We start from the raw sequence: 11,783 nt of genomic DNA, 5'->3' as shown, positions 1-11,783 counted from the left end.
CAAAATCTCCGTCGAATTCGCTCCCCCCACAGCTGCCTAGACTGGATTGGTTGGTTCGCGTGAGTGAACCGAGAGAGATCGGTGGGCAGCGAATGCAGGAGTTTTTGGTGCGCCGGGCACGCACCACCGATGTGCCTCGAATCCAGGCTCTCGTGGCGCCGCTGGTGCAGGAGCGCATTCTGCTCGGCAAGGAAAGCGTCGTCTTCTATGAGGCGGTGCAGGAATTCCGGGTGGTCGAGGATGCCGACGGCAATCTGATCGGCTGCGGCGCCCTGCACGTGATGTGGGAGGACCTGGGCGAGGTGCGCACCCTCGCCGTGACCACCGACCGGCTCGGCCATGGCGTCGGCCACGCGCTGATGGACCGGCTCGAAGCGGATGCTCGCGAGCTCGGCCTCAGCCGCCTTTTCTGCCTGACCTTCGAGGTGCCATTTTTCGCCCGGCACGGCTTCACCGACATGGGCTCCGAAACGGTCGACCCGCAGGTGTACACCGAGCTCGTGCGCTCGCACGATGAGGGTGTCGCCGAGTTCCTCGACCTGGCCCGGGTCAAGCCGAACACGCTCGGCAACACCCGGATGGTCAAGCGGCTCGACTGACCGTCTGGAAGCTGGCCGCAGTGGGCAGAAGACAGCGAGAGACTACCCGTTCAGGTGCCGCTCAGGTGAGGGACGTTCTGGAGATTTCTGCTCATCCGAGCGAAACGCCCAAATTCACTGATTGTTACTTCGCAGGTAGCGCACTGGCAACACCGCCTCCGTAGCATGGCGATCACTGTCGATCGTTAATAGCTGAGGAAAACTATGTCGCCTGCACCGAACAGCCGTCTGAAACTGGCTTTTTCTGCTCTACTCGGAGTGGGGCTGGTCGCCAGCCCCCTGGTGGCCCTGCCCGCCTTCGCCGACGTCGGCGGCACCGGGGTCGTGATCAACGAGGCCTACCTGAACGGCGGCAGCACGGGAGCGACCTACCTCAACAAGTTCGTCGAGCTCTACAACCCCACGGACGCTGCCGTCTCCCTCGATGGCACCTCGCTGCAGTATCGGTCGGCCACAGGCGCGGCAAACCCGTCCGGCACGCTTGCACTGAGCGGCTCGATCCCCGCCAAGGGGTACTACCTGGTGCAGGGAACGGCCAACTCGACCAGCGGCGCGGCGCTGCCCACCACCAACGCCACCCTCGGCTTCTCTTTCGGCGGCGGAGGCGGAACCCTCTTCCTCGCCAGCCAGGCCACGCAGCTGACGGCCCCGGCCACGGGATCCCTCCTCAACGCCCCGGGCGTCATCGACCTACTCGGCTACGGCACGTCGCTCACGTTCGAGACCACGGTGGCGTCCGCCGCATCCGTCACCACCGCGCTCACCCGCGCCACGGGCCTCGACACCGACGTCAACTCGGCCGACTTCATCGTCGCGGCTCCCACCCCGACGAACGCCGCAGGCGAGACCGCGGCGACCCCGGTCGACCCGACCGCGACGCCCACCCCGACGCCCACCGCGACGACTCCGCCCGTGCCTGCCGCCGCCCTTGCGATCAACGAGATCCAGGGCTCCACGGATGCCGGCGCCCAGACCGGCAAGGTCGTCACGACGACCGGCGTCGTCACCGCCACATATCCCACGGGCGGTTTCAAAGGCTTTTACCTGCAGACCCCCGGCACCGGCGGCGCGGTCGACCTGACCACGCACACCGCGTCCGACGGCCTCTTCGTCTACACGAACGCACTGGCCGCCCCGGTCACGGCCGGCGACTACGTCTCCGTCACCGGCACCGCGAGCGAGTTCTTCGGCCTCACCCAGATCACGATCACCGCGCTTAGCGATGTGACCGCGTTGGACAAGGCCGGGATCGTCGGGCCGGTGCCGGCCACGGTCGGCCTCCCGTCAACGGATGCCGCACGTGAGTCTCTCGAGGGCATGCTCGTCTCCCCGCAGGGCGACTTCACCGTCACCAACAACTACGCGACCAACCAGTACGGCGAGATCGGCCTCGCGGCCGGAACCACCCCGCTCGTCGGCCCGACCGTCACCGCCCGCCCGGGAACGGACGCGTACACCGCGGCCGTCGCCGGCAATAAGGCGCGCGCGGTCACCCTCGACGACGGCGCCACCACCAACTTCTTGTCCAGCATCAACAAGGACAAGCCCGTCCCCTACCTTTCGACGACCAGCCCGGTGCGCATCGGTGCGGCCGTCACGTTCGCGACGCCGGTCATCTTCGACTTCCGCAACAGTGCCTGGAAGTTCCAGCCGACCACCGAACTGGTGCCTGCGACTGCCGCAGCCGTGCAGCCCGCAACCTTCGCCGACACCCGCACCGCGGCACCTCGATCGGTGGGCGGCGACATCCGTCTGGCCACCTTCAACGTGCTCAACTACTTCGCCACCACCGGGGACTCGATCACCGGCTGCAGCTACTACACCGACCGGGCCGGCACGCCGATCACGGTCAACAGCGGATGCGACGCCCGCGGCGCGGCCACCCAGGTCAGTTTCGAGCGCCAGCAGGCAAAGATCGTCTCGGCGATCAACGCCCTCGACGCCCACGTCATCACGCTGGAAGAGATCGAGAACTCGGCCCGCTTCGGCAAGGACCGCGACTTCGCCCTCGCCAACCTCGTCACCGCCCTGAACACCGACGCGGGCAGCCCGGTTTGGGCGTTCGTACCGTCACCGGCCGCCCTCCCGGCCAGCGAAGATGTCATCCGCACCGCATTCATCTACAAGACCGCCGCGGTCGAAACCGTCGGCGGATCGACCATCTTCGACGACGCCGCGTTCGTGAACGCCCGCCAGCCGCTCGCCCAGGCGTTCCAGTTGGTCGGCGACGCCGGCAGCAGCTTCCTCGCGATCGTCAACCACTTCAAGTCGAAGGGTTCCGGAACCGGCGCCGACGCCAACACCGGCGACGGCCAGGGAGCCTCGAACCTGTCCCGCGTGAACCAGGCGACCGCGCTCGTCAAGTTCGCCGACACGCTGAAGACCAGTACCGGCATCGCGCGCGTCTTCCTCACCGGCGACTTCAACGCCTACGACCAGGAAGACCCGATTAAGGTCATCACCGACGCGGGCTACCTCAGCCAGGAGGCCAAGACCGGCGAGTACACCTACGCGTTCGGTGGCACCGTCGGCTCGCTCGACCACGTGTTCGCGTCGCCCGAGGCGAATGCCGCGGTCACCGATGTGGACGTCTGGAACATCAACTCGGTCGAGTCCGTTGCGCTCGAGTACAGCCGCTACAACAACAACGTCACCGACTTCTACGTGGCCGACGCGTTCCGCTCGTCGGACCACGACCCGGCGATCGTCGGGTTGGACCTCGCCAGCCCCACCGACGTCGACATCAACCTGCTCAACATCAACGACTTCCACGGGCGCATCGACGGCAACACGGTGAGGTTCGCCGGAACGATCGAGCAGCTCCGCGCGGAATACGGAGACGCGTCCACTTTGTTCCTCTCCGACGGTGACAACATCGGCGCCTCCCTGTTCGCCTCGGCGTCGCAGGGCGACAAGCCCACCATAGACGTGCTGAACGCGCTCGGCCTCAAGGCCTCGGCCGTGGGCAACCACGAGTTCGACCAGGGCTTCGCCGACCTCACCGGGCGCGTCGCCGACGCCGCCGACTTCGAGTACCTCGGCGCGAACGTCTACCTGCTCGGAACGACGACCCCGGCGATGCAGGAATATGCGATCTTCGACGTCGACGGCGTCTCGGTCGGTGTGATCGGCGCCGTCACCAAGGAGACCCCGGCGCTGGTGTCGCCGAACGGGATCGCGAGCCTGAGCTTCGGTGACCCGGTAGCCGCGGTCAACCGGGTCTCGGCCCAGCTCACCGACGGTGACCCGGCCAACGGCGAAGCCGACGTGCTGATCGCCGAGTACCACGAGGGTGCCAGCGCCGGAACGCCGGACAACGCGACCCTCGAGCAGGAACTCGCCCTCACCGACAGTGCGTTCGCAGTGATCGTCACGCAGACCTCAGCCGAAGTCGACGCGATCTTCACCGGCCACACGCACAAGCAATACGCGTGGAACGCACAGCTGCCCGGTGCGCCCGCCGGCGTCACCCGCCCGGTGCTTCAGACCGGTAACTACGGTGAGAACATCGGCCAGGTCGTGCTGAACTACGACATTGCCTCCGGTGACACCACGACCGTGAAGAACCAGAACGTCAAGCGCTCGGTCACCGCCGACGCCACCCTGGTCGCCGCCTACCCGCGGGTCGCCTTGGTGAAGACAATCACGGATGCCGCGCTCGCCCAGGCGGCCGTCATCGGCAACCAGCCGATCGGCTCCGTCACCGCCGACATCACCCGCGCCTGCCTCGGTGGCACCGCACCGTGCGCGGAGAACCGGGCCGCACCATCGGTGATGGGCACCCTGGTGGCCAACTCGCTGCGCGAATCGCTGGCTGACCCGCTCAAGGGCGGCGCCGAAATCGGCGTGGTCAACCCCGGCGGCATGCGCGCCGAGCTGCTACTCGCACCGGACGGCGTCGTCACCTACGCCGAGGCCAACGCGGTGCTGCCGTTCCTGAACAACCTGTGGACGACCAGCCTCACCGGGGCCCAGTTCAAGACGGTTCTGGAGCAGCAGTGGCAACGTGACGCGGCCGGCAACATTCCGAGCCGTCCGTACCTGCAGCTGGGCCTCTCCGACAACGTCAACTACACGTTCGACGCGAGCCGGACCGAGGGTGACCGCATTACGGGCATCTGGATCGACGGCTCGGCAATCGACCCGGCGCGCTCCTACCGGGTCGGCTCGTTCAACTTCTTGCTCACCGGAGGCGACAACTTTCGGGAGTTCAAGAACGGAACGGGCACGCGCGACTCCGGTCTCGTCGACCGGGACGCGTGGATCTCCTACATCACGGCCAAGAGCCCGCTGACACCGTCGTTCGCCACCCGCCAGGCCAGTGTCACCGGTGTCCCGACCGTGGCGGTCGAACGCGGCGCTTCGGTCACGTTCACCGTGGGCAACCTGAACTTGAGCTCGCTCGGCGCCCCGAAGAACACGGCGCTGTCGTTGGTCTGGGCCGGCAGCAATGTCGGCCTGGGCACGGCATCCGTTGACGCAACGGGTGCGGCGACGGTCACCGTCACGGTTCCGCAGGATGCCGCGGCGAACAGCGTGGTCGAACTCACCACCACGGAGTCCGGCACGATCGTGCGGGTGCCGATCACGGTCGTTGTGCCGGTTCCGCCGACGACTGAACCGGTCGCCGCCAGTCCGAAGGCGCTGACCAAGGCGCTCAAGAACGCGATCGTCACGGACGCGGCCACGTATGCCGTGGGTGCTCCGGTCACGGTCGACGTCGGAGGGGCGCGTGCCGGTGAGTTCGTCTCCGTGTCGCTGCAGTCCAAGCCGGTGGAGAACCTGGGCGGTTGGCTGCTGGTGAACGCGCAGGGTGAGGTTAGCACGACTCTGCCGGCCGACACCCGTGCGGGCAAGTACAAGCTGGTCGTGCAGGACGAGACCGGTATCGTGCTCGGCTGGACCGAGATCAGGGTCGACAAGGCGCCGCGCGGCCGGTAGGACCGCCCGGAGCAAACCGGACCGGCGCGGAACCGAGCCTCTCGAGGCCGGCCGCGCCGGTTCGGCGTTTCCTGCCCGACACGCGCTCGACACGCACAGCATTGCCGGGGGCGCCGGTATACCTCGTTAGCCTTGGGTAATGTCGACGATCAAACATCCGGTCGGCCCCCAGTCCAGCAAGGTGTACTGGCGCCGTCGTCTCGTGGTGGGCCTCGGCCTGCTCATCGTGCTCGCCCTCCTCATCCTGGTCATCTCGTCCATCGTGCGCCCGGCCGCCGGCCCCGGTGTGCCCGGCAGCACTCCGACGCCCGCGGCCGAGGCTGCCGGGGCGGGGGTCTCCGCCTCCGACCCGGCGGCCGACCCGGCCGCGTGCGACCCCGCATCCGTGCAGATCGAAGCGACCACCGACGCGGTCAGCTACGAACCGGGGGCGCAGCCGATGCTCTCGCTCAGCGTCACCAACATCGGCGACGTGCCGTGCGTGCTGAACGCGGGCACGGCGACGCAGGTGTTCACGGTGTCGAGCGGCACGGATGTCTACTGGACGTCGACCGATTGCCAGCAGGAGGCAGGCGACGCCGACGTCACCCTGCAGCCGGACGAACCCGTGAGTTCCGGCGAAGCGATCGCCTGGGACCGCACCCGTTCGAACCCGGAGACCTGCGGCGAAGCCAGCCGCGATGCCGCGCCGGCCGGGGGAGCGGCCTACAACCTGACCGTGAGCGTCGACGGCATCGAGTCGGCGAATCCGAAGCAGTTCTTCCTCTCCTGAACCGGCCCGGCCGCCGTTCGCTCGTGGCGTGCCCGCGAAGGGTCGGATTCGTCGTGACACCACCGCGCCAACTGGTTAAATGGAATCCGTGACTGACGTTTCTCCACCGACGAATTCCCCTGCCCTCGCTGCCGCTCTGGCCGCTCAGGATGTGGTCGCCGTGGCCTATGCCCTGCGCAACGACGTGATGATCGTGCCGCAGCTGGTCGTCAATGGGCAGGCGGAACAGGTGCGGGTCTTCGGCCGTGAAGGCACCGACCGACGGATGCTGCTGCTCTTCTCCTCCGCCGAGAACTACGCCCGCATGGTTCCCGACGAGATCGATCCGCAGATCATGGTCGGCGACGCGCAGTGGCTTCGCGAATTCCTCACCGTGCACCAGCAGGTGCTCGAGATGGTGTTCTTCGACGTCGCCGGTCCCCATGTCATGCAGGCCGCACCGGCGGACCTGATGCGCGCCCTCGGCCCACTGCCCGGCGAGGAAGAACTCGGCGCGAGCAAAACCGGCCGGTAGCGCCCGACTGACCCCCTCAGGCTGGGGGTCCCCAGACACCCGGCCACGTAGTCGGCCCGCGCTAGGCTGGCGCTAGACAGTGTTCGGCCCGCTCCCGAAGCGGAATCCGACGGACTTTTCACGGTCAGCATTCGGCCTGTCAGGGAGCAGGTCAGAGTGGTGGGGACCGAACAGGATCCGACCGACGCCCGCCTCGCGGGCATCGAGCGACAGTACTGGATCGATCGCAATGTCGCCCTCCAGGACGCCGAGGCCTGGCTCGCCGATCTCGGCGACGGGGAGCACGGAGCGACCGCACGACGGCTGCAGGTTGTCGTCGCGGCCGTGCGCATCCGTCGCGGCGACCCGAGTCAAAGCGCCGTTGACGTGCAACAGATCTTGAGCTGGGCGGAGCAGCACGGCGAGCTCGCCCTGCAGTCGCGCTGTCACGACGTGCTCGGTTCCGTGTTCGAGATGGTGGGCGACCGCGCCCTGGCCCTGGAACACGCCGTCGCCGCGAACGACCTGCTCGAGGAGTCGGAGGTTCCACTCATGCGTGCAGCCGCCCGCAAGTGCCTGGCGGACGCGCTGGGCTCGGCCGGGTCCCTCGACGAGGCGCGCCGCCGCTACGACGATGCCCTCCGCCTCGTGATCGATGACCCCGAGACCATCATCCGCTACAACATCCTGAACAATCTCGCCTACACCGAGTACCTGGCCCATAACCAGGTCGAGGCCCTCGCGGCCGTGGAACAGCTGATCGGCCTGTCCGAGGTGGGCGACCGGCAGATCGGCATGTACGCCCTCGACACGGTCGCGCGCGTCTATCTGACGGCGGGGCGGCTGGACGAGGCGGAAGCGAAGCTGCTGCCGGCTATGGACCCGGCCGTGGGCAACTTGCATCCCGACGGGTCCGCGGTGGCCCTGGTCACGCTGGCCGAGATCTATCGCACGCAGGGCAAGCTGGTCCGAGCGCAGACCGTCATCGACCGGTGCCGCGAGCTGTCCCAGCGGTTCGGGCTCACCCGCTGGTCGACGGAAGCGGCCAGGGAGCAGGCCGAGATCCATGCGGCCAACGGCGATTTTCGCGCCGCGTTCGAGGCGTACCGGCACTTCCACGAACAGTCCGAGGCGCTCGGTGCGAGCGAGAACGAGTCGCGCGGGCGCATCCTCGAGGCCATGTTCCAGACCGCGGAGTCCCGCCGAGAGAGCGAGCGGTACCGAGAGCTGGCTGAGCGCGATCCGCTCACCGGGCTGCACAACCGCCGGTTCGTCGACGAGCACCTCAGCGCCGCGTTGATGCGCCTGCGCGAGGGTGGGCCGAGCGTGGCCATCGCCATGGTCGACCTCGATCACTTCAAGCGCATCAACGACACCCTGTCGCACGAGGTCGGCGACACTGTGCTCCGTGAGGTGGGCAGCATCCTGATCGCGGCTGCGGCATCCGCGGCCGACGGCATCGCCGCACGCCTGGGCGGCGAGGAATTCCTCCTGATCATGCCGGGGATTGACGCCACCGAGGCGCACCGGCGTTTCGAGGCGGTCTGCCGCTCGATCGCTGATCACGACTGGTCGCCGATCACCGGCGCCCTGCCGGTGACCGCGAGTCTCGGGATTGCCCTGGCGCCTGCCGACGGCCAGCAGAGCTCTGACCTGCTGCGCGCCGCCGATGTGCGTCTGTACGTGGCCAAACGCGACGGTCGCAATCGGGTCGTTCACGCCGCCATCGTCTCCACGTCGACCCCGGAGGCGGAACTGCTCGAGGCCCGATGATCACGGTGGGTCGGGCTTCCCGCTGGTCGAGCGCCCGCTGGTTGAGCTCGTCGAGACCCCGGTGACCCGAACCTGCCGCTCGCCCGGGACATCCGTGGCGGCCCGCGCCGGATGCTCCCTGCTAGAACGCGCGGTCGAGCTCGGCGTCCCGTGCGGACTGGCCGGTCGCGATCGCCGCGGCGACCGCGGTGCCGATTGCGCCGGCCTCGGCATCGAGTCGGATGGTGAAGCCGAGCCGGGCGGCCTCGGCTGCGCGCAGCTTGGCCGCTGACACCGGTCGCACCTCGCCGGCGAGGCTGATCTCGCCGAACGCCACGGCCCCTTGAGCGATCGGCTTGTCCTTGAACGCGGACGCGATGGCGAGGGCGATGGCGAGGTCGGCGGCCGGTTCGGTGAGACGGATGCCGCCTACGGTCGACACGTAGACATCCATGCTGCCCAGCCCCGACAGGCTCGCCCGGCGCTCGAGCACCGCGAGGAGCATCGCCACCCGTGAGGAGTCCACCCCGTTGGTGACGCGGCGGGGGTTCGGGGCCTGGGTCTTGATCACCAGAGCCTGCACTTCGACCGGCATCGCCCGGCGGCCCTCGAGCGCCACCGTGACGCAGGTGCCGGACACGGGGGTGGAGCCGCGGCTGAGGAACAGCGCGCTCGGGTCGGGCACCTCGGCGATGCCGTCGCCGGTCATCTCGAAGCAGCCCACCTCGTCGGTCGAGCCGAACCGATTCTTGAGCGCCCGCACGAAGCGCAGCGCGCTCTGCCGGTCACCCTCGAACTGGCACACTACGTCGACAAGGTGTTCGAGCAGGCGGGGGCCGGCGATCGAGCCGTCTTTGGTGACGTGCCCGACGAGCAGGATGGGCAGGTTGCGGTCTTTGGCCACCCGGATCAGCGTGGAGGCCACCTCCCTCACCTGGCTGGGCATGCCCGCAAGGCCGTCGGAGAGCGAGCTGGCCACCGTCTGCACCGAGTCGACGATGACGAGGTTGGGTTGAATGGCGTCGATCTGGCCGAGGATGGTGGCCAGGTCGGTCTCGGCGGCGATGTACAGCTCGGGTTGCAGCGCCCCGGTGCGCTCGGCGCGCAACCGCACCTGGCTGACCGATTCCTCGGCGCTGACGTAGAGCACGCGGGACTTGGCAGCCGCTGCCTTGGAGGCCACCTCGAGCAGCAGTGTCGACTTGCCGACGCCGGGCTCGCCGCTGAGCAGGATTACCGAGCCCGGCACGATGCCGCCGCCCAGCACCCGGTCGAACTCGGCGATGCCGGTGGGCCAGTGCGAGACGGCCGTGGTGTCGACGTGGGTGATCGGGCGGGCAACGCCCGCGCCGGTGACGCTGGCCGGCTTGAGCGCGCGGGCCAGGCTCGCCTTCACGGTGGTGTCCACCACGGTGCCCCACTGCTGGCATTCGCCGCAGCGGCCTGCCCACTTCAGGGTGGTCCAGCCACACTCGGTGCAGCGGAAGGAGGAAACGGGTCTGGCCATTCTGCGAGCCTAGCTCGGGCCGCTGACACCACCCGATTCCGAAGTGTTCGCCACCGGAGTCGACGCGGGTTCCGGCGTGGGGGAGGGCCGGCCGGCCGGCACGGCCAAGGGCAGGCCGGCTGCCGCGTGTGCCGATGAGGGCAGGCCGGCAGGCGCGTTGGGGGCATCCGGCCCGGCCAGGTCGGCAGGCCGGATGCCCCGCACCAGATGAGCGCTCAGCGCCGGAACGAACGCCTCGGCCCAGGCCCGGTAGCCGCGGTTATTGGGGTGGAACAGGTCGCCCGCGACGTGCGTGGCGACGCTGCGCAGCCCGAGCCGCTTCGTCGTGGCGTGGAGCGGTACCACGCGTAGCTGGTGCTCCGCGGCCACCTGGCGGATGATGCGGTTGGCGACGGCGACCATCCGTTCGTTGCGGGGCAGGTGGAAGCAGGGCAGGTCGGCGACCAGGGCGTGCGGGGGCAGCGCCGCGCAGACCTGCCGGATGCCGGCCTCGAAGACGGCGGCGTCCCAGAGGGCGATGTCGTTGGCGCCGATCGCGACCGTGACGATGTCAGGGGTGAGCTTCACGAACGTGGGCAGCTGGTCGCGCACAGCCATTTCGACGGTGGCGCCCGACACGCTCAGGTTCACCACGCGCACCGAGCGGCCGGTGGAGAGACGGATGTGGTCGGTCAGGATTCCGACATAGCCGCGGTGCGGGGAACTCGCCCCGATCCCCTGCGCGGCACTGTCTCCGATGACGGCGTAGATCAGCTCGCCCTTGTCTTTCGCGCGGGCGCGCCACCAGAGAGAGTGCACCGGCAGGGTCTCATTGAGAATCACCGAGCTCTCGGCGATGCGACGCTGGAAGCCCCGGTAGTTGACCACGGCGGCGGCGCCGAGGCCGGCCGCTGTGGCCAGGGTTCCGGCAGTGAGGGCAAGGGAACGGAGCCTGTGGTTCGCGGTGATCACCCGGTGAGAATACCGCTTCGTGCTGGGTTCTCGTCGTTCAGGGCCGTTCGGGGCCGTTCAGACACGGATGTTCGCCGCCGCGATTCGCGCAAGGCCCCCGATTTCAACTAAACTCTTCCTCGGTACCGTGTCCGAGCGGCCGAAGGTGCAACTCTCGAAAAGTTGTGTGGGGGAGACTCCACCGTGGGTTCAAATCCCACCGGTACCGCCACAGAAAACCCCCTGCAGCCCAGTGTTTCATTGGGAAGCAGGGGGTTTTTTCTTGCCTGGATTTGCCCAGCGGTAACGCAGCGGTAACGGAACATCTGTGCGCGGGTGTGAGCAAGTGCGAATTGAGGCATGTGGTGAGTGGTGAACCACATAACTGCGTAGCCCGTACCCTTCCTGGCGACGACCTCCATGGTGGACTGCGGCGGCTCGAGAGCGGCCGATTCAAGGTCCTCGCATCGGTCACGGCGAGGGGTGCGCTGCCGGTGAGCGCATGGAGAGACGCGGTCTCGACGCGCCCAATGTGTCGGGGCATGTGTTGTTCGGCCGATGTCTCCCAAATACACACCCCTACACATTTACCCTCGTCGGAATGTGTAGGTGTCCAGAAGTTGTGCGACCCATACGAGACAAGGGAAGCGGGCATACCCAGCTTCAAGGGTCGTACACATTCTCTCGACGACAACTCAAGTTCAGGAACCCCCTACGTGTCAGGGTGAGTTGAGGCCAGTAGCTCAGAGCAAGTCCGCCGTTTGACGTAGGGCGAGAACCAGGAAGTCC

7 protein-coding genes and 1 tRNA gene are annotated in these 11,783 nt (G+C 68.0%); 6 read left to right on the top strand and 2 right to left on the bottom strand.

Annotation, left to right across the window (positions count from 1 at the left end):
- The first annotated feature begins 92 nt into the window (after positions 1 to 92).
- From CXY82_RS02795 to CXY82_RS02775, 5 genes are all read left to right on the top strand, one after another.
- Positions 93 to 599 (top strand): amino-acid N-acetyltransferase, encoded by a 507-nt coding sequence (locus CXY82_RS02795; RefSeq protein WP_104169587.1) that lies wholly within the window; start codon positions 93 to 95, stop codon positions 597 to 599.
- Between the two features lie 204 nt (positions 600 to 803).
- Positions 804 to 5,540, top strand: coding sequence for an ExeM/NucH family extracellular endonuclease (locus CXY82_RS02790; RefSeq protein ID WP_104169586.1), 4,737 nt, complete (start codon positions 804 to 806; stop codon positions 5,538 to 5,540).
- A 139-nt stretch (positions 5,541 to 5,679) separates the two neighbouring features.
- Positions 5,680 to 6,312, top strand: a complete 633-nt coding sequence (locus CXY82_RS02785) for a hypothetical protein (protein WP_104169585.1) — start codon at positions 5,680 to 5,682, stop codon at positions 6,310 to 6,312.
- Between the two features lie 88 nt (positions 6,313 to 6,400).
- Positions 6,401 to 6,826 carry a dehydrogenase gene (locus CXY82_RS02780; protein WP_233194158.1) on the top strand — a complete coding sequence of 142 codons (426 nt, stop codon included), beginning with the start codon at positions 6,401 to 6,403 and terminating at the stop codon, positions 6,824 to 6,826.
- 156 nt (positions 6,827 to 6,982) lie between these two features.
- Positions 6,983 to 8,578 (top strand): GGDEF domain-containing protein, encoded by a 1,596-nt coding sequence (locus CXY82_RS02775; protein ID WP_104169583.1) that lies wholly within the window; start codon positions 6,983 to 6,985, stop codon positions 8,576 to 8,578.
- 121 nt (positions 8,579 to 8,699) lie between these two features.
- On the opposite strand, the gene radA is transcribed toward CXY82_RS02775, so the two are convergent.
- Complete coding sequence (gene radA, locus CXY82_RS02770) at positions 8,700 to 10,064, bottom strand: DNA repair protein RadA (protein WP_104169582.1); 1,365 nt, start codon at positions 10,062 to 10,064, stop codon at positions 8,700 to 8,702.
- A 9-nt stretch (positions 10,065 to 10,073) separates the two neighbouring features.
- Positions 10,074 to 11,015: an SGNH/GDSL hydrolase family protein gene (locus CXY82_RS02765; RefSeq protein ID WP_233199171.1), complete on the bottom strand. Its 942-nt coding sequence runs from the start codon at positions 11,013 to 11,015 to the stop codon at positions 10,074 to 10,076.
- 121 nt (positions 11,016 to 11,136) lie between these two features.
- Here CXY82_RS02765 and CXY82_RS02760 point away from each other — a divergent pair.
- Positions 11,137 to 11,226: transfer RNA gene (locus CXY82_RS02760), tRNA-Ser, on the top strand.
- The last annotated feature ends 557 nt before the right edge of the window (positions 11,227 to 11,783 follow it).

This window comes from Cryobacterium sp. M23, from assembly GCF_002929655.1.
In the GTDB taxonomy this organism is placed as follows: Bacteria; Actinomycetota; Actinomycetes; order Actinomycetales; family Microbacteriaceae; genus Cryobacterium; species Cryobacterium sandaracinum.
This window is presented reverse-complemented; position numbering and strand designations above follow the sequence as displayed.

Bases quoted from the DNA above. Each gene is read 5' to 3' on its own strand.
- CXY82_RS02795 (WP_104169587.1), top strand. From the start codon at position 93: ATGCAGGAGTTTTTGGTGCGCCGGGCACGCACCACCGATGTGCCTCGA.
- CXY82_RS02790 (WP_104169586.1), top strand. From the start codon at position 804: ATGTCGCCTGCACCGAACAGCCGTCTGAAACTGGCTTTTTCTGCTCTA.
- CXY82_RS02785 (WP_104169585.1), top strand. From the start codon at position 5,680: ATGTCGACGATCAAACATCCGGTCGGCCCCCAGTCCAGCAAGGTGTAC.
- radA (WP_104169582.1), bottom strand. From the start codon at position 10,064: ATGGCCAGACCCGTTTCCTCCTTCCGCTGCACCGAGTGTGGCTGGACC.